Origin of the sequence: Enterococcus sp. RIT-PI-f, from assembly GCF_001297065.1 — a bacterium.
Taxonomy (GTDB): Bacteria; Bacillota; Bacilli; order Lactobacillales; family Enterococcaceae; genus Enterococcus_D.
On the sequence record NZ_LHOX01000018.1, the window covers coordinates 351,570 to 376,790 of the forward strand.

At 43.0% G+C, this 25,221-nt stretch carries 28 protein-coding genes and 1 tRNA gene; 20 read left to right on the plus strand and 9 right to left on the minus strand.

The annotated features are described in order from the left end of the window. Positions 1 to 5 precede the first annotated feature (5 nt). The 10 genes from AEQ18_RS12810 to AEQ18_RS12855 all read left to right on the plus strand — a co-directional run bounded on the left by AEQ18_RS12810 (position 6) and on the right by AEQ18_RS12855 (position 9,966). The gene (locus tag AEQ18_RS12810) at positions 6 to 1,115 is read left to right on the plus strand and encodes a glycoside hydrolase family 88/105 protein (protein ID WP_054116845.1); all 1,110 of its coding nucleotides are present in this window, start codon (positions 6 to 8) and stop codon (positions 1,113 to 1,115) included. Positions 1,116 to 1,117: 2 nt separating this feature from the next. Beyond that, complete coding sequence (locus AEQ18_RS12815; protein WP_054116727.1) at positions 1,118 to 2,449, plus strand: glycoside hydrolase family 28 protein; 1,332 nt, start codon at positions 1,118 to 1,120, stop codon at positions 2,447 to 2,449. Further along, positions 2,427 to 3,311 (plus strand): dienelactone hydrolase family protein, encoded by an 885-nt coding sequence (locus AEQ18_RS12820; RefSeq protein WP_442855708.1) that lies wholly within the window; start codon positions 2,427 to 2,429, stop codon positions 3,309 to 3,311. Before AEQ18_RS12815 ends, AEQ18_RS12820 begins: the two co-directional genes overlap by 23 nt. Then, positions 3,311 to 4,195 (plus strand): pectinesterase family protein, encoded by an 885-nt coding sequence (locus AEQ18_RS12825; RefSeq protein ID WP_054116846.1) that lies wholly within the window; start codon positions 3,311 to 3,313, stop codon positions 4,193 to 4,195. Before AEQ18_RS12820 ends, AEQ18_RS12825 begins: the two co-directional genes overlap by 1 nt. Then, a complete protein-coding gene (locus AEQ18_RS12830; RefSeq protein ID WP_054116729.1) occupies positions 4,192 to 4,632 on the plus strand; it encodes a hypothetical protein in 441 nt (146 codons plus the stop codon). Before AEQ18_RS12825 ends, AEQ18_RS12830 begins: the two co-directional genes overlap by 4 nt. Then, positions 4,629 to 6,167, plus strand: a complete 1,539-nt coding sequence (locus tag AEQ18_RS12835; protein WP_054116730.1) for a glycoside hydrolase family 43 protein — start codon at positions 4,629 to 4,631, stop codon at positions 6,165 to 6,167. The genes AEQ18_RS12830 and AEQ18_RS12835 overlap by 4 nt, the downstream gene beginning before the upstream one ends. A 41-nt stretch (positions 6,168 to 6,208) precedes the next feature. Further along, complete coding sequence (locus AEQ18_RS12840) at positions 6,209 to 7,711, plus strand: extracellular solute-binding protein (RefSeq protein ID WP_054116731.1); 1,503 nt, start codon at positions 6,209 to 6,211, stop codon at positions 7,709 to 7,711. Between the two features lie 117 nt (positions 7,712 to 7,828). Then, complete coding sequence (locus AEQ18_RS12845; protein ID WP_054116732.1) at positions 7,829 to 8,662, plus strand: sugar phosphate isomerase/epimerase family protein; 834 nt, start codon at positions 7,829 to 7,831, stop codon at positions 8,660 to 8,662. A 130-nt stretch (positions 8,663 to 8,792) separates the two neighbouring features. Further along, positions 8,793 to 9,662, plus strand: a complete 870-nt coding sequence (locus AEQ18_RS12850; RefSeq protein ID WP_054116733.1) for a VOC family protein — start codon at positions 8,793 to 8,795, stop codon at positions 9,660 to 9,662. A gap of 100 nt (positions 9,663 to 9,762) precedes the next feature. Continuing rightward, positions 9,763 to 9,966: a hypothetical protein gene (locus AEQ18_RS12855; RefSeq protein ID WP_054116734.1), complete on the plus strand. Its 204-nt coding sequence runs from the start codon at positions 9,763 to 9,765 to the stop codon at positions 9,964 to 9,966. Between the two features lie 121 nt (positions 9,967 to 10,087). Here AEQ18_RS12855 and AEQ18_RS12860 read toward each other — a convergent pair whose 3' ends face one another. The 6 genes from AEQ18_RS12860 to AEQ18_RS12885 all read right to left on the minus strand — a co-directional run bounded on the left by AEQ18_RS12860 (position 10,088) and on the right by AEQ18_RS12885 (position 12,805). After that, on the minus strand, positions 10,088 to 10,690 hold the full coding sequence (locus tag AEQ18_RS12860) for a hypothetical protein (protein WP_054116735.1): 603 nt from the start codon (positions 10,688 to 10,690) through the stop codon (positions 10,088 to 10,090). A gap of 38 nt (positions 10,691 to 10,728) precedes the next feature. Beyond that, positions 10,729 to 11,340: a Type 1 glutamine amidotransferase-like domain-containing protein gene (locus tag AEQ18_RS12865; RefSeq protein ID WP_054116736.1), complete on the minus strand. Its 612-nt coding sequence runs from the start codon at positions 11,338 to 11,340 to the stop codon at positions 10,729 to 10,731. 49 nt (positions 11,341 to 11,389) lie between these two features. Continuing rightward, the gene (locus tag AEQ18_RS12870) at positions 11,390 to 11,899 is read right to left on the minus strand and encodes a GNAT family N-acetyltransferase (protein WP_054116737.1); all 510 of its coding nucleotides are present in this window, start codon (positions 11,897 to 11,899) and stop codon (positions 11,390 to 11,392) included. Positions 11,900 to 11,941: 42 nt separating this feature from the next. Beyond that, positions 11,942 to 12,136: a hypothetical protein gene (locus AEQ18_RS12875; protein WP_054116738.1), complete on the minus strand. Its 195-nt coding sequence runs from the start codon at positions 12,134 to 12,136 to the stop codon at positions 11,942 to 11,944. Between the two features lie 137 nt (positions 12,137 to 12,273). Next, a complete protein-coding gene (locus tag AEQ18_RS12880; protein ID WP_054116739.1) occupies positions 12,274 to 12,471 on the minus strand; it encodes a hypothetical protein in 198 nt (65 codons plus the stop codon). 252 nt (positions 12,472 to 12,723) lie between these two features. Next, positions 12,724 to 12,805 (minus strand) — tRNA-Leu (locus AEQ18_RS12885). Between the two features lie 181 nt (positions 12,806 to 12,986). Here AEQ18_RS12885 and AEQ18_RS12890 point away from each other — a divergent pair. The 4 genes from AEQ18_RS12890 to AEQ18_RS12905 all read left to right on the plus strand — a co-directional run bounded on the left by AEQ18_RS12890 (position 12,987) and on the right by AEQ18_RS12905 (position 17,551). Continuing rightward, positions 12,987 to 14,096, plus strand: a complete 1,110-nt coding sequence (locus AEQ18_RS12890; protein ID WP_054116740.1) for a hypothetical protein — start codon at positions 12,987 to 12,989, stop codon at positions 14,094 to 14,096. Further along, complete coding sequence (locus tag AEQ18_RS12895; protein ID WP_235505541.1) at positions 14,093 to 15,310, plus strand: ABC transporter permease subunit; 1,218 nt, start codon at positions 14,093 to 14,095, stop codon at positions 15,308 to 15,310. Before AEQ18_RS12890 ends, AEQ18_RS12895 begins: the two co-directional genes overlap by 4 nt. A gap of 11 nt (positions 15,311 to 15,321) precedes the next feature. Next, on the plus strand, positions 15,322 to 16,188 hold the full coding sequence (locus tag AEQ18_RS12900) for an ABC transporter ATP-binding protein (protein WP_054116741.1): 867 nt from the start codon (positions 15,322 to 15,324) through the stop codon (positions 16,186 to 16,188). Between the two features lie 145 nt (positions 16,189 to 16,333). Beyond that, entirely contained in the window at positions 16,334 to 17,551 is a 1,218-nt protein-coding gene (locus AEQ18_RS12905; RefSeq protein ID WP_054116742.1) for a pyridoxal phosphate-dependent aminotransferase, read from the plus strand. A gap of 48 nt (positions 17,552 to 17,599) precedes the next feature. Here AEQ18_RS12905 and AEQ18_RS12910 read toward each other — a convergent pair whose 3' ends face one another. Next, positions 17,600 to 17,779, minus strand: coding sequence for a hypothetical protein (locus AEQ18_RS12910; protein WP_054116743.1), 180 nt, complete (start codon positions 17,777 to 17,779; stop codon positions 17,600 to 17,602). Positions 17,780 to 17,937: 158 nt separating this feature from the next. Between AEQ18_RS12910 and AEQ18_RS12915 the strand changes: the two genes are divergently transcribed. The 3 genes from AEQ18_RS12915 to AEQ18_RS12925 all read left to right on the plus strand — a co-directional run bounded on the left by AEQ18_RS12915 (position 17,938) and on the right by AEQ18_RS12925 (position 21,014). Next, positions 17,938 to 18,783 carry a helix-turn-helix domain-containing protein gene (locus AEQ18_RS12915; RefSeq protein ID WP_054116744.1) on the plus strand — a complete coding sequence of 282 codons (846 nt, stop codon included), beginning with the start codon at positions 17,938 to 17,940 and terminating at the stop codon, positions 18,781 to 18,783. A 66-nt stretch (positions 18,784 to 18,849) separates the two neighbouring features. Next, complete coding sequence (nagA, locus tag AEQ18_RS12920) at positions 18,850 to 19,995, plus strand: N-acetylglucosamine-6-phosphate deacetylase (RefSeq protein WP_054116745.1); 1,146 nt, start codon at positions 18,850 to 18,852, stop codon at positions 19,993 to 19,995. Between the two features lie 176 nt (positions 19,996 to 20,171). Next, positions 20,172 to 21,014 carry an SDR family oxidoreductase gene (locus AEQ18_RS12925; RefSeq protein ID WP_054116746.1) on the plus strand — a complete coding sequence of 281 codons (843 nt, stop codon included), beginning with the start codon at positions 20,172 to 20,174 and terminating at the stop codon, positions 21,012 to 21,014. Between the two features lie 69 nt (positions 21,015 to 21,083). On the opposite strand, the gene AEQ18_RS12930 is transcribed toward AEQ18_RS12925, so the two are convergent. Further along, positions 21,084 to 21,683: an FUSC family protein gene (locus tag AEQ18_RS12930; RefSeq protein WP_054116747.1), complete on the minus strand. Its 600-nt coding sequence runs from the start codon at positions 21,681 to 21,683 to the stop codon at positions 21,084 to 21,086. 96 nt (positions 21,684 to 21,779) lie between these two features. On the opposite strand from AEQ18_RS12930, the gene AEQ18_RS12935 reads away from it, so the two are divergent. After that, the gene (locus AEQ18_RS12935) at positions 21,780 to 22,754 is read left to right on the plus strand and encodes an aromatic acid exporter family protein (RefSeq protein ID WP_054116748.1); all 975 of its coding nucleotides are present in this window, start codon (positions 21,780 to 21,782) and stop codon (positions 22,752 to 22,754) included. A 35-nt stretch (positions 22,755 to 22,789) separates the two neighbouring features. On the opposite strand, the gene AEQ18_RS12940 is transcribed toward AEQ18_RS12935, so the two are convergent. Beyond that, positions 22,790 to 23,743, minus strand: coding sequence for a Gfo/Idh/MocA family protein (locus tag AEQ18_RS12940; protein ID WP_054116749.1), 954 nt, complete (start codon positions 23,741 to 23,743; stop codon positions 22,790 to 22,792). A 127-nt stretch (positions 23,744 to 23,870) separates the two neighbouring features. On the opposite strand from AEQ18_RS12940, the gene AEQ18_RS12945 reads away from it, so the two are divergent. Beyond that, positions 23,871 to 24,374: a hypothetical protein gene (locus tag AEQ18_RS12945; RefSeq protein ID WP_054116750.1), complete on the plus strand. Its 504-nt coding sequence runs from the start codon at positions 23,871 to 23,873 to the stop codon at positions 24,372 to 24,374. A gap of 13 nt (positions 24,375 to 24,387) precedes the next feature. Beyond that, positions 24,388 to 25,218: a M15 family metallopeptidase gene (locus AEQ18_RS12950; protein WP_054116751.1), complete on the plus strand. Its 831-nt coding sequence runs from the start codon at positions 24,388 to 24,390 to the stop codon at positions 25,216 to 25,218. Positions 25,219 to 25,221: the final 3 nt, after the last annotated feature.

Here is a 25,221-nt window from a genome sequence, read left to right on the forward strand (position 1 = left end):
TGATTATGACGAATTATGCGCAAATTGCGTTAGATACCTTGTTTCAACGCTACGAATTATTACCGAAAGAAAAAAGATATCATGGCAAATGGTCGTATGATATTGGGGTCGTGCTGCAAGGTGTCAAAGAGGCCTATCGCCAAACCAATGATGAACGTTATTTTGATTACATCAAAGAAACCATGGATTTCTATCTGCAAACAGATGGCACGATCCGAGGATATGCCTTCGATGCGATGAATATTGACTATATCAACAATGGTAAGCTTTTATTTCTACTATATAAAAAGACAAAAGAGACCAAATATAAGCTGGCATTAGATCTTTTGTACCGACAGCTCCAAGAAATGCCCCGCACCAAAGAGGGCAGTTTCTGGCACAAAAAAATCTATCCCAATCAAGTCTGGTTAGACGGCTTGTATATGGGGGCACCCTTCTTAGCCGAATATGCAGTAACCTTTGGCAAAGAATCTGATCTGGAGGATGTGATCCAGCAGTTTGTGCATTGTTATCAACAAACCCGTGATCTTAAAACCAACTTGCTCTACCATGCCTGGGATGAAACGAAGAGTCAGCCGTGGGCAAACCCAGAAACGGGCTGCTCCGCTCATTTTTGGGGCCGCTCCATTGGCTGGTTCATGATGGCATTGGTGGATACGATGGCTCTGCTGCCATCTGGTGCAGCAAGAGAATTGTTGGCAGAGATGTTTGCACACACGTTGCAAGCATTGGTCAATGTTCGCTCAGCAGAACATGTCTGGTACCAAGTGGTAGACCAAGGCGAAAAAACTGGCAATTACCTGGAAGCTTCAGCTTCATCGATGATCTGTTATGCCGCGGCAAAAGCAATTCAGCTAGGCGTGATTTCACCACAATGGCAAACTTTTGTTGAAGAAACATATCAAGGCATCATTGATGCATTTGTTTTTATTACCCAAGAAGGCTGGCTTAATTTGATCAGAAACTGCGAAGTAGCAGGACTAGGCGGACCGGATAATCGAGATGGCTCATTCGTCTATTATATTAGTGAACCGATCATTACCAACGATTTCAAAGGGTACGGCGCCTTTTTACAAGCGAGTTTATTGCTGCAGCCGTTAGCAAAGGGAGGATAAAGATGGACATTCAATTACAAGAAAAGCAATTAAGGAAAACGAATGGTCAAATGACAGAAGCGATCCAAGCAAAAATTGATGAACTATTTACGCATGGTGGCGGACGCCTAACATTCACGGCCGGCACATATCAGACGGGTGCTTTATTTTTAAAAAGCAATGTTGAGCTGCATCTGATGAGTGGGGCGCGATTGGTATTCTCAGATGACCCTCAAGATTATCCAGTTGTGACCTCCCGTTGGGAAGGGGTCAAGCGGGCACTCTATGCCTCATGTATCTATGCAGAAAATGCCGAGAATATTGCTGTTACAGGTTTTGGTACCATTGATGGTCAGGGGCAGAAATGGTGGACACTTTTTCGTGAACATCCTGAAGACCTCGCGTATCCTCGCCCTAAATTGATCAGTTTTGATTGCTGTCAGAGGATCAATCTGAAAGATATTTATTTGATCGACTCACCTAGTTGGACAGTGAACCCAATCCTTTGCCAAGATATCACCATTGATAATGTTCGGATCAAGAATCCTGCTGACTCACCAAATACGGATGGGATTGATCCAGAATCCTGTAAAAATGTCCGCATCACGAATTGCCATATTGATGTAGGGGACGATTGTATTGCCATTAAGTCGGGAACAGAAGATACAGCTGAACGAATATCTTGCGAAAATATCACCATCAGCAATTGCCAAATGCTTCATGGCCATGGTGCTGTTGTTCTCGGCAGTGAAATGAGCGGCGACATTCGCAATGTGACGATCAGCAATTGTATCTTCCAAGAAACCGATCGTGGTATTCGCTTGAAATCTCGTCGGGGACGCGGCGGCATCATAGAAGATGTTCGTGTCAGCAATGTGGTCATGGACCAAGTGGTTTGTCCTTTTACATTGAATTTGTATTATTTCTGCGGACCACGAGGCAAAGAAAAATATGTCTGGGATAAACAGCCGTATCCCATCACGGAAGACACACCCCATTTCAGACGGATCCATTTCGCAGATATTACTGCGCGCAACGTCCATGCGGCAGCTGGTTTTATTTATGGATTGGCAGAGCGATCGATCTCTGAAGTCACTTTTCATGATATTACGGTATCGATGGCAGATGACCCGATTCCGGGCAAACCTGCGATGATGACCGGGATTGAAGACATGACCAATGAAGGGTTCTTCTTGGGTTTTGCGAAGAACATCCAGTTTGATCGGATCGATCTGCAAGGTGTCAAACAAGCCTTTCATGTTGAACAGGGAAGCGATATCACAGTCAGTCGCTCTTTTGCGAATGGACGATCGATCGATTTGGAAGGTGTCCATCAGGATGACCACGATCTATGATTGTCTAGGGCCGGCGATGAAAGCTGGACCAGAAGTGATCCGCCAAACCATCACGACCACTGAACACTATACTTTGGAACATCTGGTGTTAAGACTGAATCAAGAGGAATGGGTTCCGGCATATTTTGCTTATCCCCATGCAGCGCAACCAGTACCATGCGTGGTGTACAATCATTCCCATGGCGGTGACTTTGACAATGGCAAATCAGAGTTGCTTACCGGTGCGGAATATTTGCACACACCTAGTTTTCTCGAAACGCTGATTTCAGACGGATATGCCGTAGGCTGCATTGATATGTGGGGGTTTGGTGCGCGTAGGCGTGGCGAAAGCCAGCTGTTCAAGCGTTTCCTCTTGCAAGGCAAGACTTTATGGGGGCAACGGATTTATGACAATCAGCAGTTTCTGACCTATCTGCTTTCGCGCAAAGAAATCGATGCAGCATCGATTGCAACGATTGGCATGTCAATGGGGGGCTTAATGAGCTGGTGGTTGGCTGCCGTTGATCCTCGTGTTCGGGTAGTGGTAGACATCGCCGCGCAAGTCGATTATCACGCACTGATTGAAGAAAACAGTCTCGATAAACATGGCTTTTATTATTATTTGCCTGGGTTGTTGTCGGATTGGACGACGGGTGAAATCCAACAATGGATCGCTCCGAGACCGAGATTAAGTTTGGTTGGGATTGCTGATAAAGGCTGCCCAACAAGCGGTGTCAAAACCCTTGATCAACACTTGCAAAAGGTCTATCAAGACATGCATTGTCCGGCCCATTGGCAGTCAGAGCAGCTGATCGGCGGACATGAAGAAACCGAGGAGATGAGAGGCTTGTGGCGCCGTTTTTTGAAAAAACACCTAGGATAATGACGTGTACTGTTGGCAAAGATCCCTTCATGTATGACTTTGTCAGCATCCAATCGGCTGTTGATCATGCAGCCAAAGGCAAGTTGAGCTGTACGATATATGTGGCTAGTGGTGTGTATCTGGAAACAGTCAAAATCTACCATGATCATCTGACGATCCTCTGCGAGGCGGATACAGTCCTGCAGTCTGACCTAGCGGCATTTCAATTGTTGCAAGGCGTCCCAAGAGGAACGTTTCAAACAGCGACATTATTTGTCAATGGTCACGATATCGTGGTAAAAGGGCTCACTGTCAAAAATATTGCTGGTCCGGGCGATCAAGTTGGGCAAGCTGTGGCTGTCTATTTGGAAGGGACCGAGATGTACTTTGTGGATTGTTGTTTTGATGGTTATCAGGACACTCTTTGTTTAGGTCCTTTACCGCAATTGACCAAAGAAGGCACGCCTTTGATCAGCCCTTGGCTTGAGAAATCCTACCCGCAGCAAGCGCGCTTTTTTAGCAATTGCGTAATCCGTGGAACAGTTGATGTGATTTTTGGCGGCGGCAATGCGTATTTTGATCGCTGCCGACTGCATTGCAAGCATACCGCGCAAAACAATTATCTGACGGCAGCAGCGACATCGCCAGGAGCAAAGGGGTTTGTCTTTAACAATTGCCAGATCACTGGTGCAAAAACGTATCTCCTTGGCCGACCTTGGCGTATTCCTGCGAAAGTAGGATTTCATACTTGTCATTTCGATGGGGCTCTTGCGCAAGAGGGTTGGAGTGATTGGGGGAAAACTGAACAGCGGCAGTACGTCAGTTTTATCGAACATCATTGTACGTACGCAAAGGCACAGCAACGGGCAGCATGGATCGATATGAAAGGAATGAGGCTAGAATGAAACAAAGTATTGAACAATGGTTAGGCTGGATGGGCATTGGTTTGTCGATTGTCTTTTTAGGGGGATTCACATTGGTGATGAACCAGATCACCATGACGCAATTCAGTACATTATTTTCAGCGGTTTTTCCTGCAGTTTTTAATCAGATGCCAGAGGAAGAAGCCTTTAGACAATTCAAAACACTGGGTGCCTGGTTTGGCTTTACGTTGCTGATTGTGATCCTATTAGTGGTTGTGGCCAATTCCTTGATCACGTACCGCAATTACCGCAAAGCAGCCGCCGGTATATTGGTCCTTGCAGGTCTGATCTGTTTGGTCGGGACCCAATATTTGGCTTTTCCAATTGCCTTTTTATTCTTTGCAGCAGCTGCATTATGCCTGATCCGCAAACCTAAACCACGAAAAATTTTTTCTCAAAAGGAGTGTTTGAATGAATGATCACGATTGAGAATCCAATATTGCCAGGTTTTAACCCAGATCCGAGCATCCTGCGCGTAGGGAGTGATTATTATATTGCAGTTTCATCTTTTGAATGGTTGCCGGGTATTCGCATCTACCATTCCACAAATTTAGCTGAATGGACACATTGCACCGATCTGCTTGTTGACCAAATCGATTTGAGAGGGAATGCCCAAGACTGCAGTATTTGGGCGCCGCAAATCAGCTATGATCAAGGAACATTTTATTGTGTCTTTACGAATGTTCGCAACACGACGCGTCCTTTCAAAGATTGTCGTAATTATCTGATGACAGCCCCAAGTATCACCGGCCCTTGGAGTAGTCCTGTTTATTTGAATAGCAGCGGATTTGACCCCTCACTTTATCATGATCCAGACGGACGCAAATGGTTATTGAATGCTTTGTGGGACTACCGGAAAACAACACCGAATAAATCTGTGGGGATCGTGATGCAGGAGTATAAGGAAACAGAAGGGCTTGTTGGACCGAAAACAAACATTTTCTCTGGGACGGATCTAGCCAAAACAGAAGCACCCCACCTCTATCACCATCAAGGGTATTACTATCTGTTGACGGCAGAAGGGGGCACCGGCAGCGGTCATTCGGTCACAGTTTGCCGCAGTAGAGCGATCACTGGACCATACGAGATCGATCCTAAGAACCCAATGATGTCTGCCAACGGCCGACAAGATTCTCCTTTCCAATGCACGGGACATGGGAGTTTGGTTCAGACGCTTGAAGGCAAATGGTTTATGAGTTATCTGATGACACGGCCAGTTGAAGGCGCCGCTATTTTAGGTCGAGAAACGGCTTTGCAAGAAGTTTATTGGGATACGCTGGGCTGGTTGCGTGTGAAAAATGGCGATACGATCCCTGACCGTTATCTGCAGTTGCCTCTTGAAACGCATGTCCACAAAGAAGCCCAGGTGTTTACAGATGACTTCGCGCAAACATTACTGCCGGAGTGGAATGGCCGGCGGCTGGTTCCTCATGAGCAATGGTGTCGTTTGAAGGAGCGGCCTGGATATTTAAGGCTGATGGCAGGAGAATCGTTGCAGTCACATTTTGACAATCATTTGCTCGCCATTAGGCAAAAAGATCTTTGTTTTGAAGCGGAAACGTTGATGGACTACAAACCAAGTCATTTCAATCAAATGGCAGGTCTGGTGTTGTTTTTGAATGAAGAAAATTATCTGTACCTCTATGTGACCTATGATGAAACCAAGGGTCGTGTTTTGCGGCTGATGAAAAATGAAAAAGGGCATTTTACACTGTTTGATACTTGTGTGCCCCTCAAAGATCAGCCAGTTCAGCTGAAGGTGGTGCTTGAGGGCAGTCAGGGGCAGTTCATGTGGCGTCAAGATCAAGGGTGGCAAAGGCTGCCGGCACAATCGATCCTCTTTCTATCCGGTGGCTTCACGGGGAATTTTATCGGCCTATGTGCCCAAGATCTCGACCAATTCTCAGGTAGTTATGCAGATTTTGCTTATTTTAGGTATCAAGAGAAATGTTGATCGTTCGGCGTTTCTATCATATAAAGAGAGAAGGTTAAAGAATGAAGAAGAAACAGTTAGCAGGTTTATTATGCGCAGCAGGTTTATTGATGGCAGCATGTGGGGATGGCAATAGCAGCAGCGGCACGGAAGGTACGGCTGCTGCGGAAGAAAAAACCAGTATTTCCTGGATGGCCATGCTGCATACCGCTGCACCGCCATCTGGAGAAGTCACTGAAAAACTAGAAGCGTATACGGGCGTGGATATCGACTTTACTTGGGTGCCAGATGCCTCAAAAACGGAACGTCTGAATGCGGCTTTGGCATCCAAATCGTTGGCTGATATCGTGAGTTTAGCGGAAATCACCAATACCACTGTCCGCAGTTCATTGGCTTCAGGTATGTTCTGGGATGTTGAACCTTATCTTAAAGATTATCCGAATCTCGCCAACATCTCCGAAGATCGCCTAGAGTCCTCTCGGATCGATGGGAAAATCTACGGTGTACCTTACCAAAAACCCATTGCCAGATACGGTGTTTTGGTCCGTAAAGATTGGTTAGACAATTTGGGCTTAGCGGTGCCATCAACATTGGAAGAGCTTGAAAAAGTTGCCCAAGCATTTACAGAAGATGATCCTGATGGCAATGGTGTAGACGACACCGTTGGTTTTGTCGAACGGGATGAATCATTTAATGTTGGCTTCCGTTCGTTGTCTGGTTATTTCGGAGCGGACAATTGGTTCACGATCACAGATGACAACGAAGTGATGCCGTCCTTTATGCAGCCAGAATACAAAGAAGCGATGGAATGGTTCCGCAATATTTATGCCAATGGCTGGATGAATTCCGACTTTGCTGTTATGGCCAAAAACGATCAGAAGAACTATATTGTTCAAGGCAAAGGCGGGATCGTGCTGAGCGGGTTGCAAGAAGTTCGGAACTATGTGGACGAAGCCGCAGGAACGGCTGAAGAACATATGGAATGGGCATTGATCAATGATATCACCTATGGCGATATCGAACGCCGGATCCTTTCAGATACCAATGGCGGGATGGGCGGCTGGTTAGCGATTCCCAAAGACAATGTGAAAACGGAAGACGAACTGAAGGTTGTTTTGCAATTCATCAATGATTTAATGGACGAGGAGCCCTTCACATTGATGACCCAAGGAATCGAAGGGGAGCATTATGAAATCGACGACGATGGTGTCTATGTCCGTTTAGATGATACAAAATGGCAGCAAGAAGTCCAACCATTTTCTTCTTCTCGCCCATCGGAATTGGTGACAGTTTTCCCATCAAGCAACCCGTATGTCAACTTAGCCAATGAAAAAATCGCTGAAAATGAAGCATATGCAGTCATTAACCCCGCACAATCCTTGACTTCTGAAACCTATGACAAATCGTGGTCTAGTTTGATCGAAGGCGTGGCGGATGCTTATTACCAATACATGACCGGCGAGATCGACATGGATGGCTTTGATCAAGCAGTCGAAACTTTCCGCAAAAACGGCGGCGATCAAATCATCGAAGAGTATACAGCTGATTATCAAGCACAACAATAAATGCAAGCGTGATTGATTGACAAAAAAAATAGGTGAATGCAAGCAGGCCGAATGGGTTTCCCGCACCATTTGGTCTTTTTTGCAGCTTCAATCAACAAATGAAGGAGGAGAATCTATATGTTTCAATATGCAGTTCGCGGACACGATATGAAGAATTGCCCCACACCAAAGGATTTAGCCAAAAAAATCGCCCATTATCAACTGAACAATGTCCAGTTTGCTATGACTAAATCATTTCCTGACATAGGTGATTTGACCACAATGAATCCAGGACTCGGCACGTTTTTTAAGCAAACATTTGCAGCTGAAGGTATCCAAATCGCTTTACTCAGCTGTTACAGCAATCTAATCCATCCAGATCTTGAGAAACGCGAGGCGCTATTGACGCGTTTTGAACGATACTTAGCCCATGCCAAATACTTCGGTGCCGCAATGGTTGCCTCAGAAACAGGCTCAGTTTTGCCGGAAATGGGGTATACCGAAGAGAATTTCAGCGACGCTGCCTTTGAAGATTTGGTGGGGGTGATCCAACGGTTGGTGGCTTATGCGGAAAAGCAGCAAGTGATGGTAGGGATCGAAGCAGGGTTAAACCATCCTTTGTATTCTCTCGATCGAATCGAGTTATTGCTAGAACGGGTACCTTCAGCATATTTGGGGATCATTTTTGATCCGACCAATTTGATCACAAGCGATGATTACCCTATGCAAGCAACGATCACAGAAGAAGCCTTTGCTCGTTTTGGCGATTCGATCGTTTGTTTGCATTTGAAAGACTATCGAATCACTGATAGTCAGCTGCAGGTGGTGCCACTAGGGGAAGGCTGTATCCAGTATCAAAAAATTCTAGCTATCGTTGCACGTTATAAACCCTATTGTTATGTCGTTTTGGAAGGGACAACAGATGCGACGCTCCCGCGCGCGCTTGCATTACTGTCTGCATGCAATCGGTGAGAAATTTCAGGAAGGGCATTGAGAAGAGAGAAGACCATCAGACCATGAGCATTTTTATTTACTTACAAAAAGTTAGTGTTACAATGTAAGTAACAAGTAAGATAAATAAAAATGAAAAGAGGAATCATTTATGAACACGATTACACCAACATTTCAAATCAATGCGACGACCCATATCGGCAAAGTCGCTTTAAAAGTGGCCAATCTGGAAAAAATGCGCGATTTCTACGCAGAAATCATCGGATTGACTGTCTTACACCAGTCAGCCGATCAAGTTGATTTAGGCACCACAAACAATGTATTACTGACACTGCAAAAAGTGAGCGATCCCTTACCATTAACAAGAAAAACAGGTTTATTCCACGTTGCTTTCTTATTGCCAACCCGCAAAGATTTAGGAAATACACTGATCCATTACATCGAAACCAAAGCACCAATAGATGGTGCCAGCGACCACGGATACAGTGAAGCACTTTACTTAACTGATCCAGAAGGCAACGGCATTGAAGTATACCGTGATAAACCACGCTCAGAATGGGATATTCGCGAGGATGGCGAAATCGTGGGTATCACCATCGAAATGGATGCACAAGGTGTCGTAGATGCTGCAGATCGCAAACAAAGCCATTTCCCAGAAGACACAATCGTCGGTCACGTACATTTGAAAGTGGCTGATTTACAAAAAACTGAGGACTTCTATACCCAAGTTTTGGGCTTGAACTTGACCAGTAATTTTGGTGCCCAAGCCAAATTCTTTGCGGCTGGCGATTATCACCATCATATTGGTTCCAATATTTGGATGGGACAACATACACCAGCGATGGAGGCAAATGATCTAGGATTGGCTTATTATAGTTTTGTGGTGCCGGACCAAGCGGCACTATCACGACTTAAAGCGCATTTGGACGAAGTTGGCGCGGCATATAAAGTAGCCACTGACAAACAGATCAGTTTTTTTGATCCAAATGGTATCCTGATAAAAATAACGGTTGAAAATTAGCTGGATAGATTCAGACTAAAGGATGAGGTCATCTGGCCAGAGATATGAGAAAATGAAATAAATAGAACAAATGAAACAAAGCAATCAAAGGAGTCACAAAATGAAAAGCAAAGAACAGTGGTTTCATCTGATTTTTCTCGTATGCTCGATGTTGTTTTTTTCACTTAAAGGGTATCAACTCATGACAACAGGGATCTCACCGTTGATCATGATCGCTTACTTTGCCTTTACAGGCATTGTCATGATCGGTATCTATGGTGGGCTGAGAATACTAGAGAGCGTATGTAAAAAGGTCTGCGTATAAATAGGAAGAAGAGAATGATCAAAACAAGGTGTTGCGTCTGCAACACCTTGTTTTTTTATGTGGTTGATGGAATCGGCTTAGCTAAAGCAAAGGCTGCCCAACGCTGCGCAGTGACTGAAGATTACTTTTCCTTTGATGACTCAGACAGTTGGAAATAGTCAATGATCCATGACGCAGTCGCTTCAGGTGTCATATCTGTATTGTTGATCCGTAATGTTCGGACACCTGGGAATTCCTTGTTTAATTCATCGGTTTTACTTTCCAAACGATGGGCAGCATGCGCGCTTATCAGCTCAGATTCTGAGAAAACAAGATCCCTTTTAGATGGTTTGGCTGCTAATCGCTCAGGATGTATATTGCGGCGCAAGCGCACAGCTAAGTCCGTCACCAATTCGACGAAATAAACATCTTCTTGTGCCGCAAGAAAGATGTCTGTGATCTGATGTAAAAAAGTGATATCTTCGACTTGGTCGAAATAGATCAGAACAGTAAAAATAATGGACTTTACTGGATTGTTCGGTATGTTGTCAATGAATGATTGAAATAAATCAAGTCGAAGTTGATTGGATAACGCAAATATTTGCGGGATATAGCCTAAATAGCCAGCAAAAATATCCAGTGTTTGATGATTGAACAATAATTTACCATCAATTCTTTTCTCCAATTCACGTCCCACAGTCATTTTTCCGGCTGCTTGTGCACCAATCAGAACAATAAAAGACATATATTCACTCCTTTGTGGTTGATTGACAGCAAGAAAGATCAGCGTATTTCTGTATGGGCACCGTCAACGATCATCACTTGCTCGTTTTTGAGGGGAATCAACGCATAATCTGCTTGATACTTGTGCAAGATCGTCTCCGCGCTTTCCGCAAAGTACTCTGCTTGATAATGCGGAACGATCGCAAAGGGCACCAAATTTAGGCCAGGATAGGAAGACGCAATCGGGGCTTTGCTTTTGTCATCCATTTCTGCGATATAATCAATCGACTCGGCTGCGATGACACTGCCGGCAGATTCGCCGACATAGATTTTTCCATCCGCAATGTGCTGTAGAATCAGTGCAAAAGCACCTGATTTTTTCAATATATCTAGCAAGTAAAAAGTATTGCCGCCAGAGATATAAATGAAATTGTTTTTTTGCAAAGTGGTTGCAATCTCTTCTGGTGCAGCGACTGTCAAATCTAGTATATCAATCACAAAGCCCAATTCTTTGAATAGAGCTAGTGCGTCATCAACATAAAAAGTCACCTCTTCAACTAGACTAGCTGCCGGAATGAAAGTCACGGTTTTTTCCTGTGAAACTGTCTTTATATATTCAGTAAATTGTTTTTTTGCATCGACAAAAGAAGCCGATAGAAATAATTGTTTCATGGAATACCTCACATTTTTCTTTTATTTTTATCTGATGAATGAAATACTATTACCTTTGATTTGCACCTGCTATGTTACGGTCAAAGCCTGATAGTTCTTTTTCAAAATAAACAAAATGCATACCTTCTATATCAGAAGGTTCATCTCTTGTTATGACATAACCACAAGACTGATAAAATTTGACCAACTTCACTTCTTCTTTGATGGTGCTCAAAATGGCTTTTCTAGCAGGAAAAGTCATTTCTGCTTTAAGCAATGCCATTTTTCCGTAGCCTTTATTCTGGTAAGCAGGAAGGAGGGCAATCGGTGCAATTCTTATGACTTCTTGTTCCTCATCCGTGGTTATTTTGATGAACCCGATGATTTGTTCATTTTTTTGGATCAAAAAGAAATGATTGTTTGGGTGGATCATTTTTTTTCTCAAACGCGCCATTGATTCTCTAAATGGAGAAGTATTTACATCGTGATAGGTGTCATATATTGATTGGAAGGCTATTTTTTGAATCGCATAGATGTTAAGCAAGTCATTTTCTTTTGCAGCAATGAATGAGATGGGCATCTGCAACTTCCTTTCAGGTACAAACTATATTGATGATGATCATCAAAAAAAATAATTAAAAGGGTTCAATATCTCTAAAAATAGTGTTAAAAACCATTCTTTGAGATTCTCCAAAAATGGTTCACGTGTAAGCAGAAAGCGGCTAAGACTGATCACCACAGCAACAACCAGACAGAGAACAAAATAGAAAAGGATAAATAAAGGGATAACTAGAGCAAGTTCTTTGATTTTGTCCATTTGTTCACCTCCGATAGATAGTGATAGATACAGTATAGCATAGAGAAAGATAGCCAACACGACAGAAATAAGCCTATAAATTGATTGGCGTTATTGTTTGCTTTGACAAAAAAAGCCATCAAAGATGGCTTCACAGGTTATAAGCTTTCCCAAAAACCATGGGCAAATCCATTGAAAAAATCAATGAGTGCAGGTACCGATACAGAAATACCTAAGAGAATAAAACAACATTTTTGGATTGGACTGAGTGATGAAAAGAACTTATTTTTTTGGCATACCAGGACGATCAAGCTGATCAGACCAATAAAAGCAAATAGATCTTTGATAAAATACATAGAATCACCTCACCTGATGATACCATAAATAAATGACAGCATAAATATTTATTTTTAAAGTATGAAAAATCTGGATTGCTTATCTTAGAAATTTTGTGAAGGTAGGGGGCAAAGTGGGGCGTGAAAAAAATTATGGATAGGTTAGATCAAAGGGTTGCTTGTTTAAATAGAAAGATATCTACTGAAAGGAATGACCATAATACAGGAAACGAAAAAAGCAGATTACCAAAGTAATCTGCTTATCTATCTATATGCAGACGATGGGATTTGAACCCACACGAGCTAAGCTCACACGCCCCTCAAGCGTGCGTGTCTGCCGTTCCACCACATCTGCTTTATCAATGATAGTCAAACCAATCGATTCAACATCTAAAAAATATCTTACCCGATTGTTCACGGGTTTGTCAATCGCTTTTAAAAATTAGTGAAAAGTGTTTTTTCTACGTTTTCGATTGGTTTTTTGGCAGAGAAACGGTATGCTGATAGTATAAGGATTAAAGTGAAAGGGGGCACTTATGCAGTATTTCTATAATTTGTTGATCAAATCATTTAAACAGCGCTTTTTTTATCTTTGTCTTGCAGGTGCGTTTTGTATTGGGGTTTGTTTTTCTTTCTATTTAAAGTTGGTTGATCCGATTCAGCTTTCGGCAACGACCATGGCAGAGCAAGCGCAAGCGTCTCGATTAGTCAATCAATATCAAAATGGTGCAAACGGCACAGAGGAAGAACAAGCACTGTATGATTTGGTTTTGACGAACTATAATCTTACCACAAGACAATCATCGAATTTGATCATGGAAATGTATCCGCGATTTAATGAAACGAGTCTTGCGATCGCAGATGTCCAGCTGAAGTTGTGGCAAGCGCCATTAGAAGAGGATGATTTTTTGCAACCGGTCTGGTTGATCAATCAACAGAAGGTCTTCTATCAAGCATTGATCCAACAGGAGAAAACACCGGTTTTAACGGCTGATAATGCCCAAACGGCGTTGTCATTGGCGTTACTTTTTTTGCTGAATATTGGCTTTGTTTTTTTTGCTTTCATGGCAAGTGACAATTTACTAGAAGAGAGAAGGCATTTTTCGTTGATCCGTGCGTATCCGCAGATTTTTCCAGTAAGAATGGGGAGCAAGATCTTGGTCAAGCTGGTGAACAATCTGGCAATCGTGCTGTCTTTTTTGGTTGGTGTCGTCTTATGTATGGGTTTGATTGGTTCAATGGGTGACTGGCAGTATCCCAGCAGTTTGTATCTACAAGGTGATTGGCAGGCGGTACCCTTCTTTCAGTTTTTGCTAGTTAGTTTGATATCGTTGGTCCTACTGATCCTGCTGGCAGAAGTCATGGGGTATTTGGCCAATATTGTGGTGCCAAATCGTTATGTGTCATTTTTTATCTTGGTACTGCTTTATGGCTTCGGTTATCTGGCAATTGCTCATAATATCCTCTTTGCACCACTTGCGGTCTTACGGATCGAACCGTTTTATACTGGCGCCTTCGCGTGGCAGTCTGGCAGTCAAGTAGGGGTTTACGGCAGTTGGGTCATCACTTTGGCCATGATATTCTGTGGGCTAGCTTTGATTTTATGGGCGGATAAAAAACAATGGCTCTTGCGAGGTGGACGATGATCAAAGACTATTTTTTATTCGAGTTGCGGCAGTTGCTCCGCAGCAAAAAGACGATCGGTGTCTTTTGTTTGTTGCTGATTTATGCAGTTGTTTTTTGCTTCCAGCAACAAAGTTATCGGCCAATCGAGCGGGTGGATCAAGCGGAAATGAGCCAACGCTATCAGGTGCGTCAGGCATACTTAGACGAGCAAGCAGCTGATACCTCAGAACATTGGTCGGCAGGTTTGGCAGTTGCGGCCTTCACGCCATGGAATCAAGCCGAAAAGGCGCGTCTTGATGCGTTGGCAGCAGATGATTGGCAAGGGTATGCAGCGGCTACTAGTCAATGGTATCAAGTGGCATTACAATATACGGATGACCAATCGATTTTTTTCACAGCAGATTATTATACGTATAAAAACTATTATGCGGCATATGACGGTCTCTTTGGTTACGCAGCTACAGCCCGGTTGATGGAAAGCTATAGTCAGTTATCACCCACGCAGTTGTCACAAGCCGTCATGGAACAAAAAACCGGCATTCAGACGGTCTATCGTGGGCTGTTGGATCGATTGCCGCTGCTATTTTTGAGCGGGACTTTATTTTTGGCTATCGATAGTTTATTGAAAGAACGAAAACATCGATCCTTATTCCTAGCGTTTCCGGTAGCAGCTGAAGATATTCTTTGGGTAAAAACAGCGGCGGTGATGCTTTGCTCCCTCATCATGATGCTCAGCACGTTGGGGGTGATCTGGTTGGGCACGGGTCTGCAATTCGGATTTGGCTCGAGCAGCTTGCCGGTGGCGATTTTTTCGGCAGATGTTGATGCCCGATATCCCATTTCTTCTATGGAGGCCTTCACGACACAATCTGTTGGTGTGTTTTTGCTTCAATGTGTAGGCGCACTTCTAGTGATACAATTGATTTATACCCGACTGATCTTGCTGTTAAGTATGCTGTTGCGATCCGAAGTGGTGAATTTGGTGCTGATTGGTTTTTGTTTGGTCACACCTTTGATTTTCCAGCATCGTTGGTTTAGTGCCTTTTTGGATCGTACCAACAATTTTTATCTCTATCAAGATGTGGGCAGCATTCTTTCAGGCTATAGTCGTTTTTACTTTGGTTCCAGCGGTTTTACGTTGTCAAAAGGGCTGCTGTGGTTTGGTGGCGTCTGGTTGTTGATAGAAGTTGGCTTGTTTTTTAAACTGAAAAGCAAAACATTTCGCTTCGTTTAGGAGGATGAAAGATGTTAGAACTGAAGAATGTGACGGTCCAGTATGATCGTCCGGTATTGGATAATTTGTCATTATCCTTTTCACCAGGAGAAATTGTTGGTCTAGTCGCACCGAATGGAACAGGCAAGTCAACATTGCTTCATGTGTTGATGCACTTTGTTCACCCTAGTGCTGGCGCAGTTTATCTTGATCAAGAACCGTTATATCAAACCAAAAAAGCAGAGGCGTTTGCCCATCAGCAGATTTCTTTTTTTCCTGATCAAAATGATCTCTATCAAGATTTGAGTGGCTTGGATCACTTAAGGTTATATCAGCGGATGTGGCAATCGGAGGCATCTCTGGTAGAAGAGACGATCCACGCATTGCACATGGCAGAATATATCAAACGTCCCGTCCAATCCTATTCTTTGGGGATGCGTCAGCGCTTGTGTTTTGCGATGCAAATCGTGACGGATACGCCTTATATGCTGATGGATGAAGTCATGAATGGATTAGATCCGACCAATGTGGCGTTGATTTCAGATGTTTTACGTAGCTTGCGAGAACAAAACAAATGCCTGTTGATTGCTTCTCATATTTTGACCAATCTTGATAGTTATGCAGATCGTGTGCTTTTTCTGAAAGATGGCAAAATCAAGCATGAGTATTTAGGACAAAAATCGCTGCAGCATACGCCAGTCTATATAAAAATCTCGACGCCTGATTTTCTGGTGACATTTCCTGAATTGACTTCAGTGACGATCGATTTGCAGCAACAGCTCTATTTGATCGAACTGACAGATCAAGGGTGGATCCAAAAGTTCTTGGCTGCCGGATTCAGTGATTTTTCGGTGGGACATATGGCATTGCAAGAATTGTATTTACTGCACTTTTCTTGAAACAGCCCAAGGACATCTCCAAAAGGCTTTCAAAAAAATTTCGCCATTGGGAAAACTTTTTGCTATAATAAATGCAATCTGAAAAGAGATCAACGACGAGAACCAATAACCATACGTTGACCTACCGGTTAAAGGAGAAAACTATATGAAGAAATTTTCGAAATCGTCCAAACTTGAAGGGGTCAGTTATGATGTCCGCGGCCCTGTTTTAGAAGAAGCTGATCGCATGCAAGAAGAAGGCATCAGTATTTTGAAATTAAACACGGGGAATCCAGCGCCATTTGGCTTTGAAGCACCGAATGAAATTGTTCGCGACTTGATCATGAATGTCCGTGAGTCGGAAGGGTATTCCGATTCGAAAGGCATTTTTTCGGCGCGTAAAGCCATTGAACAATATTATCAATTACAGGAATTTCCTAATGTGACGATCAATGATATTTATACCGGCAATGGTGTGTCTGAATTGATCACTATGTGTATGCAGGGCTTATGCAACAATGGCGATGAAATCTTGGTGCCGATGCCAGATTATCCGCTATGGACTGCCTCGATTTCTTTGGCAGGGGGCAAACCGGTGCATTATATTTGTGATGAAGCATCAGAATGGAATCCAGATATTGCTGATATCCGTTCGAAAGTCACTAGCAAAACCAAAGCCATCGTATTGATCAATCCTAATAATCCAACAGGCGCGGTCTATCCTAAAGAAATCCTGCAGCAAATCGTTGATGTAGCAAGAGAACACGATTTGATCATTTTTTCTGACGAAATTTATGACCGTTTGGTTATGGATGATTACGTCCATGTGCCTATTGCTACATTAGCACCTGATCGATTTGTTGTGACATTGGGTGGTTTGTCTAAATCGCATCGCGTGGCTGGTTTCCGTGTCGGCTGGATGGTCTTGAGTGGTGATAAAACCAATGTCAAAGACTATATCGAAGGCTTGAACATGTTGTCTTCGATGCGATTATGTTCCAATGTATTGTCCCAGCAAATCGTCCAAACTGCATTAGGCGGTTATCAAAGTTCTGATGCCTTGCTGCTTCCTGGTGGCCGTATCTATGAACAGAGAGAATTCATTTATCAAGCATTGAATGACATCCCTGGACTGTCTGCAGTCAAACCGAAGGCGGCATTCTATATTTTCCCTAAAATAGACATCAAACGCTTCAATATTACCAATGATGAGCAGTTTGTCTTAGATTTCTTGCATGAGCATCATATTTTGTTGGTCCATGGCGGCGGATTTAACTGGCAGCAGCCAGACCATTTCCGCATCGTTTATTTGCCTAATATGGATGATTTGAAAACAACGGCTGAGAAGATGACCCAATTTTTAGCCAGCTATCGTCAAAAATAAAAAAAGAGCTGCCTTCCTAGATCAAAGATAAGAAGGCAGCTCTTTTTGTTATTCAATTGTCTGTTGACATTTTTTTTTGCTGATGATCATGCGATTGGTAAACTTCTCAAGCATTTCTGAACTAGGTTCATTGACCTGGACGAGGACTGAATTCTCATATTCTCTTTCAACGACTGCCTCATAAGTTTTGCCTTCCCATGTAAAAAAGATCGTACTATCGATCGTCATATGCACACCTCATTTTTTAAAATTGTTGAAAAATAACAAGATACTGTTGAAATTGCTTTCCTTTTTGTTATTATGTGCTAAAATAAAGAAAATTAAAAATGCGAATTCGCATTTTTGAACATAAAACCGTTCTATTTAAGATCCCCCGGAGGAAAAGCATGAAGAAAAAAGAGGAATCGTTTGGTCAGATCATTCGTTCAATTCGTCAAAATCGTAAAATGACACAAAAAATGCTGGCCCAAGATATCTGTTCGCAAAGTGTCTTGAGCCGTATCGAAAATAATGAAGAACTCCCTAATGTTTGGGTGATGTATCAAATTTGTCAGCGTTTAGGCGTAACACTGGATCAAGTAATGATGCTCCACTCAGAAGAAATCAACCAATCCAATCAAGTGTTTGCGCAAATAGAATCTCATTTCGTCCACAAACGATATCAAGCTTTACTAGAAAAGCTGCAAGACAAACAAATCAAGCATTACCTGTATTTAGATACAGATATGCAAATGTACTATTACTATTTGGGCAGTTGCGCTTATTTTATTGATCAAGATTATGAAGGGGCACTTGTGTCTTTGAAAAAAGGTTTATCCTATACGTATCAACAAGACAAAACCAATGTTTCTGTGATGGAGATTCGCCTCCTTAGCTGTATGGGGCGTGTCTATAGTGATCTGCAGCAGCTTGCGGATGCCCGTTTAAATTTAGAGAAATCCTATGATAGTATGCAAGCCCTGCCGCCGGAACGTTTAACAACAACATTGACAAAAGTATATTATAATTATGCTGTTTTTTTGAAGGAGCAAGGGGAGCTTTGCCGTTCTTTAAAAATCATTGAAGAAGGTATCGCTTTGGCAAGAGAAAAGAATAGTTTTTACTTCCTAGAAGAGTTATTTGAAATCAAAGCACAAGTCTTAACTTTTCTTAAAGAAGAGCAGGCCGCAAATAAGAGTTTTCAATTGTATCAGGCAGTCGTTGATATTCGGCAATCTGCTAAAATGGTGTAGACCTTTCTTGACTTCTCCGGCAAATAAGAGTAATTTTAAAGGAGAAAGAAAGAAGGAGCGATCTAGATGAATCAATATATATATGCGGATAAATTCTTTTTGAAATCGGCAGTGCATGGACCCGGTTATTTAGAGATCAAAGATGGAAAGTTTGGTGCGATTCTTGAAAAAGCCCCAGCAAACGCAGATGTAGTCGATTATTCTGGCAAATGGGTAGCACCTGGTCTGGTAGACACACATATCCATGGCTATATGAATCATGATGTCATGGACAATGATGCCCAAGGAATCAAAGCGATGTCAGAAGGGTTACTGTCATGCGGCGTGACTTCATTTTTACCAACTACATTAACGTCAAGCAAAGCACGCTTGCGGGATGTTGCGGAAACGATTGGTCAAGTCAAAGACGATGTCAACGGTGCCAAAATCCAAGGGATTTATTTTGAAGGACCTTTCTTCACCGAAGAACATAAAGGGGCACAAAACCCGATTTACTTTGGCGATCCAGACTTAGATACATTCCACGAGTGGCAAGAAGCGTCAGGCGGCATCATCAAAAAAATCGCCTTAGCACCTGAGCGTCAAGGTGTCAGTGAGTTTGTATCTACTGTGACGGAAGAAGGTGTGGTGGTTGCCCTAGGCCATAGCAATGGGACTTTGGCACAAGCCCAAGCTGCTGTTGAAGCAGGCGCGAGTGTTTTTGTACATGCCTTTAATGGCATGCGCGGGTTGAACCACCGTGAACCAGGCATGGTCGGTGCGTTGTTGTCATTGGATCAAGTCTTTTCTGAGTTGATTTGTGATGGGCACCATGTGCATCCGCAAGCAGCCGAAATCTTGATGGAAAAAGCTGGACATGATCATGTGGCATTGATCACAGATTGTATGATGGCTGGTGGCATGCCAGACGGTGATTATGTCTTAGGTGAATTCCCTGTCGTCGTGAAGGACGGTACAGCACGTTTGGCAGAAGGCAACTTGGCCGGCAGTATTTTGAAATTGAAAGAAGCCATCAAGAATGTCGTTGACTGGGGGATCGCTACGCCGCAAGAAGCGATCATGATGGCGACGTTGGTTCCAGCGATCAGTTGCAAAATAGATGATGTATGCGGCATGATCAAAGCAGGTCGAGCAGCTGATTTTATTATTTTGGATGCAGAAATGAACGTGGAAGCAACTTATTTAGATGGTGTGTGCCGATACGAAGCATAATCTGCACCTATTTGGATCAAGCACAAACAGCGGTCAGGCGTATTGCCTGGCCGTTTTTTTATTGATCAATGTCAGTTGAAGGTGCCTATTTGGACACTGTTAAACTAGGGTTTTCATTCTTATGATTCGCAGATTTTGCTAGGGCTTGCTATACTACTGAAGAGGAGGTGCTGTTTATGAAGACGATCGTAGTGACAGGTGCCAACGCTGGCATGGGCTATGCAACAGCGGAAGCATTGGCCAGAGAGGGTGCCCATGTTATTATGTACTGCCGTTCGCAAGAAAGAGGGGCGGCTGCGCAAAAAGCATTACAAGAAAGTACTGGAAATCACGCAATTGATTTGGTGATTGGTGATCTAGGTTCTCTAGAGAGCGTCCAACATTCGGCAACGGAGATGCGGCGTCGGTTTGATAAAATCGATGTCTTGATCGACAATGCAGGTGTTGTCACATTAAAAAAAGAAAGCACCAAAGATGGTTTTGAAAAAATGCTGGGGGTCAACTATGTTGGCCACTATGAGTTGACCCGTTTGCTGCTGCCGTTGCTCAAACGGGCAGATCATGCGAGGATCGTCATCGTGGCTTCTGGTGCATATCAATTCGTTCCAGATCAGGACCAGGACTTTTTTGATGTGGCGGGGTTCTTGCCATGGCGAGAATATGGGCGTTCAAAGAAAGCGATGATCTTAATGGCAGAAGCTTTCGCAGACCAGTTGCGTAATACGGACATCACGGTAAATGCGCTGCATCCAGGTGCAGTCGCAACCAGCTTAGGTGTCAGTCGCAAAACTGGTTTTGGCAAGGCAGTTTATAAAGTGTTGACACCATTTTTCAAAACACCGGCACAAGGAGCCGATACGGCTGTGTACTTGGCGACCAGCCCAGAAGTAGCGGCAATCTCGGGGCAATATTTTGTGGATCGGCAGATCACAGCACTAGATATACCAAATAAAAAACAACAAGCACAAGCGTTATGGGTACAAACCCAAAGAGAGATCGCAGACCACTTGAATCAGTAGTCAATCAGCGAAAAAAAAGCGCCCAGAGGAGCCACTAGTTCCTTTGGGCGCTTCACGTATAGCGGCAAGTTACTGCTTGTCTTTTTCTTGTTCTGAGATTGCGCCCTGAACATCGTGGAGCATTGCTTGCAGATCGGCTTCTTTTTGTTTCAAGACAGCCAGATCCTCAATGATTTCTTCTTCTTTCTCAATCTCTGGTGGACGAATCACAAAATTGATCATTAAAGCAATCAAGGTACCAATAAATGTATCCAGTACCCGATCGAGTGCAAATATGATCGACTCTCCCTGTGGCACACTTAGTGTGATCAACAACATCGTGGCGATCCCCGAAATAATGCCGGAGTTATTATTGATACCGTCGGATAAAACAATGATGAACATCACCAATGCTGGCAAAACCAAGAGCTCGATCAAAAAATCATGATGGAAATATTGCTTGGTCAAAAAATAAAAGATAGCAGTACCACCGCCGATCGAATTGCCTAATATTCGAGAACGGCCGAATGACAAAGTCGTGGTCAGATCTTGACGCAATGAAAACACAGCAGATAAAGCTGCGATCAATGGCTGACCGCGATCCAAAAAATGAAACAAAAGAATACAGAGCATCACAGCGATCGCTGTTTTGATCGTTCTCATCCCTAAGCGAAACCGCCCTAATTTCATGATGGTGATTCCTCCTTTACCTTATCATAACCAAAGGTTGATAGAAATTCTAGTCTTATCCCTTGATGTTTAGTATACTTTTTTGGAGGTGATAAAATGAAAATTGGTTTAAGAACAACTAAAACAGCAATCGCAGCCGGATTGTCAATGTACCTAGCGCAAAGTCTAGGCTTGCTCTATGCACCAGCAGCCGGTATTATTGCAGTTTTGAGTGTTGGCAATACGAAAAAAACATCATTATTTACTGCTGTTGGCCGCTTGATTTCTTTGGCAATCGCCACCGCGCTGGCTTTCATCAGTTTTCATCTCTTAGGCTATGGCCCAGTCGGTTTTGTCTTGTTTCTATTCTTGTTCATTCCAGTGGCTGTTTACTTCGGACTCACAGATGGTATCGTGGTCAATTCTGTTTTGGTCACGCATTATATGATGGAAGGCACCTTTGCACTGCCGCTGATTGGCAATGCTTTTTTACTGATGATCATCGGGATTGGCTTTGCCTTGCTATTTAATCTTTATATGCCGAATGGAGAAGAGAAACTGCACGAAGCCCAGTTAGCTGTAGAACAGACGTTTAAAAGTCTTTTAAAAGATTTGGCGCAATCATTTATGACGGGCACCGACGTATTGCCCAGTCAGTGTGTCCGCTTGTTTGATCAAATCAAAGAAGGACAGTATCAAGCAAAAATACATCAAGAAAACCAATGGGTTTCCTCCACGGGCTACTATGAAGCGTACTTTACGATGCGGCTAACACAGGCCCGACTGTTGATGGATATGACGGAGATCTTGCAACATATCCAAGTAGAAGAATCCTATTCGATCACGTTCCAATCCGTGTTGCGCTATACAGCAGACACATTCCATGAAAACAATGATGGGCAGTTGATTTTGGCAAAAATAGAGGCACTACATGCAGATTATCGGCAAAAACCATTGCCGAAAACCCGCAGTGAATTCGAAAATCGTGCCCAATTGTTTCAGTTTTTACAGACCTTTAAAAGTTTTATTGAAGTGAAGGCTGATTTTTCAGAACAAATCCATTCGTCTCCAAATCATAAGCGTTCAGTTTAAAAAAAATGCCCCCGGCAAGATGCAGGGGGTATTGTTTATTGTTGCGCCCAAAAAGCTTGCATTTGATCAAGGACTTCGATCACGTCTGTCGTTAGGTGGATGGAACCCTCAGACGTTCCTTCAATCGTTTTGAGCATATTCTCGATTTCATAATTCAACGCTTGATTGGTATCGCCAACAGCGATCGTCTCTGTTTGTCCATTCCGAAAATGGATCATGGCTAAATCGGCGCGGGGGTATTCGTCCACGGTGATATAGCCTTCTTCAAAGGCAACGATCCCTGTTTTAGGCATTTTCGCTTGGAAGGTCAGTGTGACATTGGCCATTTCATCCGCTGGATTGCGCAGAATCGTGACAGACTGTTCATCAACACCGGTGGAAAATGGTTTCATATCGCTAAAAATAACTTCCGGTGCTTCGCTCATAAAAAATCTGGCGAAGGATACAGCGTATGTACCGATGTCTAAAAGGGCACCGCCGCCTAGATCAGGGTTGAAGAATCGATTGGTTGGATCTGGATCTTTGTAGCTGCCAAAAGGTGCTTGGATCATTTTCAACTTGCCAAGTCGCCCTGCATTGATTTGTTCTTTCAGGGCTGCATATAAAGGCATATTGAAAATCGTCATGGCCTCTTCCAAGATCAAGCCCTTTTCTTTAGCCAAGGCCAACTCTTCAGCCAACTCATCAGCATTTGTCGTGATGGCTTTTTCACACAGTACGTGTTTGCCTGCTATCAAAGATTGCATAATAAATTCATGGTGCAGATCATTTGGCACCGCGATGTATACAATATCGATCGCAGGATCAGCCAAAAGATCCTCGGTTGTAGCGTAAGCCTTTGGCACCTTATATTGCTCAGCAAATTTTTCAACTTTTTGCAAATTACGGGCACTGACGCCATACAATTCACTGTTTGGACTTTGGAATCCTGCGGCAAATTGATGCGCGATATCGCCTAAACCAATCATGCCCCAACGGTATGTTTTCATAGATGATCATCTCCTTCATTTTATAGTATAGCAAACTTCTGAGAATGTTTAAAATAATCAAAAAGCAAGGCAAAAAGTTTCTTTTCCCTGCAGCTTTCAGTAAAATAAGAGATAGGAGGGGATAAGTATGCATCACGTATCAATTGCCATTATTTTAAACACGATCATTGAACAATACGTATCTGAAAACCAATTCTATGAACAACAACTTGGGATCGACGCTTCACAATGGGAAGCATGGAAGGCTGGGAAAGTCAGTTTGTCGCCTGCTGAGAATCAAAAAGTCAAATTATTATTTTCTGATTATGAGTGGATGCTGATTCAAAAATTGGTTCGTCAAACAGTCATTTATCCAGAAAAACGCCATTTGGGTGTGCAAGAGTTTAAAAAAATGAAGACGCAGATTGCCCGAAAGTGGCTTGGCAGCGATTTAGCAAAGGTAGAAATATTAACACAATCTGAAGAAATCGTCCAATACCTTGATTTACGGGTGAGTATTACGTATGATGAATGGGGTTATGACGATATTCTGAATTTTCGCTTGCCCGCATTCGTGCAACAACAAATCAAAAATGACAAAGTTGAACTGTTGACTTGGGTGAAAGAAAATTTAGAAGAAACTTATCATTAAAGGTAGGATCTATTTGAAAAAGTATTATGGTATTATTGCAGCTACGTCCTTTTTCGTATTGGTATGTTTGTCGGTAGAAATCGGCAAAGGTGCTGTGATGAACGAGGCAGCGTCTGCACAAGACAGTCGTGAAGAAAATCAAACAAGCACGTCTGCAGCACAATCTACAACACAATCCACTATACAAGCAACTACACAAAGCACAACGGGGACAAGCGAGAGTCAAACCGATGATTTTCCAAATGTTTCCTTGGGTGATTGGTCGATGGTTTTAGTTGGACCAAAGTATAAAATTGATCAAGAAATCTCACAATCTGGGTTATCAAAACTAAGTAACGGTTATTTGGTTGACAAGCGAATCGTATCTGCTTATGATGACTTGGCAGCTGCTGCTAAGAAAGCAGGTTATCCTTTGGTGATGGTCTCGGCTTATCGATCAGTGGCCTATCAAAGGAAAATCTTTGATGCCAATGTTGATACGTTGATGGCTCGCGGAGAGTCAAAAGAGGCTGCCGAAAAAACAACGAAATTGACGTTTACTGAACCAGGGTATAGTGAACACCATACAGGTTTGGCAATCGATGTCGTGGATCAAGCATGGTATCAAGACCATACGACGGATGTCTTAGATCATCGATTTGGAGACACTGATGGCGGCAAATGGATTCAAGCCCATGCCCGTGAATATGGCTTTATCGTGCGTTACCCAGAAGGTAAATATGACATCACACAGATTGATTATGAACCATGGCATTTACGCTATGTAGGTGTAGCAGCAGCCACTTATATAGAAGAAAATCAATTGACGTTTGAAGAATTTATTGACCAAGTAAAGGAGCGGTAATCG

What these genes read in the sequence shown, in the direction of transcription:
- nagA (WP_054116745.1), top strand. Translation starts at nt 18,850, where the DNA reads ATGAATCAATATATATATGCGGATAAATTCTTTTTGAAATCGGCAGTG.
- AEQ18_RS12930 (WP_054116747.1), bottom strand. Translation starts at nt 21,683, where the DNA reads ATGAAATTAGGGCGGTTTCGCTTAGGGATGAGAACGATCAAAACAGCG.
- AEQ18_RS12815 (WP_054116727.1), top strand. Translation starts at nt 1,118, where the DNA reads ATGGACATTCAATTACAAGAAAAGCAATTAAGGAAAACGAATGGTCAA.
- AEQ18_RS12855 (WP_054116734.1), top strand. Translation starts at nt 9,763, where the DNA reads ATGAAAAGCAAAGAACAGTGGTTTCATCTGATTTTTCTCGTATGCTCG.
- AEQ18_RS12890 (WP_054116740.1), top strand. Translation starts at nt 12,987, where the DNA reads ATGCAGTATTTCTATAATTTGTTGATCAAATCATTTAAACAGCGCTTT.
- AEQ18_RS12945 (WP_054116750.1), top strand. Translation starts at nt 23,871, where the DNA reads ATGCATCACGTATCAATTGCCATTATTTTAAACACGATCATTGAACAA.
- AEQ18_RS12895 (WP_235505541.1), top strand. Translation starts at nt 14,093, where the DNA reads ATGATCAAAGACTATTTTTTATTCGAGTTGCGGCAGTTGCTCCGCAGC.
- AEQ18_RS12870 (WP_054116737.1), bottom strand. Translation starts at nt 11,899, where the DNA reads ATGCCCATCTCATTCATTGCTGCAAAAGAAAATGACTTGCTTAACATC.
- AEQ18_RS12935 (WP_054116748.1), top strand. Translation starts at nt 21,780, where the DNA reads ATGAAAATTGGTTTAAGAACAACTAAAACAGCAATCGCAGCCGGATTG.
- AEQ18_RS12850 (WP_054116733.1), top strand. Translation starts at nt 8,793, where the DNA reads ATGAACACGATTACACCAACATTTCAAATCAATGCGACGACCCATATC.
- AEQ18_RS12860 (WP_054116735.1), bottom strand. Translation starts at nt 10,690, where the DNA reads ATGTCTTTTATTGTTCTGATTGGTGCACAAGCAGCCGGAAAAATGACT.
- AEQ18_RS12810 (WP_054116845.1), top strand. Translation starts at nt 6, where the DNA reads ATGACGAATTATGCGCAAATTGCGTTAGATACCTTGTTTCAACGCTAC.
- AEQ18_RS12835 (WP_054116730.1), top strand. Translation starts at nt 4,629, where the DNA reads ATGATCACGATTGAGAATCCAATATTGCCAGGTTTTAACCCAGATCCG.
- AEQ18_RS12880 (WP_054116739.1), bottom strand. Translation starts at nt 12,471, where the DNA reads ATGTATTTTATCAAAGATCTATTTGCTTTTATTGGTCTGATCAGCTTG.
- AEQ18_RS12875 (WP_054116738.1), bottom strand. Translation starts at nt 12,136, where the DNA reads ATGGACAAAATCAAAGAACTTGCTCTAGTTATCCCTTTATTTATCCTT.
- AEQ18_RS12845 (WP_054116732.1), top strand. Translation starts at nt 7,829, where the DNA reads ATGTTTCAATATGCAGTTCGCGGACACGATATGAAGAATTGCCCCACA.
- AEQ18_RS12840 (WP_054116731.1), top strand. Translation starts at nt 6,209, where the DNA reads ATGAAGAAGAAACAGTTAGCAGGTTTATTATGCGCAGCAGGTTTATTG.
- AEQ18_RS12910 (WP_054116743.1), bottom strand. Translation starts at nt 17,779, where the DNA reads ATGACGATCGATAGTACGATCTTTTTTACATGGGAAGGCAAAACTTAT.
- AEQ18_RS12925 (WP_054116746.1), top strand. Translation starts at nt 20,172, where the DNA reads ATGAAGACGATCGTAGTGACAGGTGCCAACGCTGGCATGGGCTATGCA.
- AEQ18_RS12900 (WP_054116741.1), top strand. Translation starts at nt 15,322, where the DNA reads ATGTTAGAACTGAAGAATGTGACGGTCCAGTATGATCGTCCGGTATTG.
- AEQ18_RS12915 (WP_054116744.1), top strand. Translation starts at nt 17,938, where the DNA reads ATGAAGAAAAAAGAGGAATCGTTTGGTCAGATCATTCGTTCAATTCGT.
- AEQ18_RS12865 (WP_054116736.1), bottom strand. Translation starts at nt 11,340, where the DNA reads ATGAAACAATTATTTCTATCGGCTTCTTTTGTCGATGCAAAAAAACAA.
- AEQ18_RS12905 (WP_054116742.1), top strand. Translation starts at nt 16,334, where the DNA reads ATGAAGAAATTTTCGAAATCGTCCAAACTTGAAGGGGTCAGTTATGAT.
- AEQ18_RS12825 (WP_054116846.1), top strand. Translation starts at nt 3,311, where the DNA reads ATGACGTGTACTGTTGGCAAAGATCCCTTCATGTATGACTTTGTCAGC.
- AEQ18_RS12830 (WP_054116729.1), top strand. Translation starts at nt 4,192, where the DNA reads ATGAAACAAAGTATTGAACAATGGTTAGGCTGGATGGGCATTGGTTTG.
- AEQ18_RS12940 (WP_054116749.1), bottom strand. Translation starts at nt 23,743, where the DNA reads ATGAAAACATACCGTTGGGGCATGATTGGTTTAGGCGATATCGCGCAT.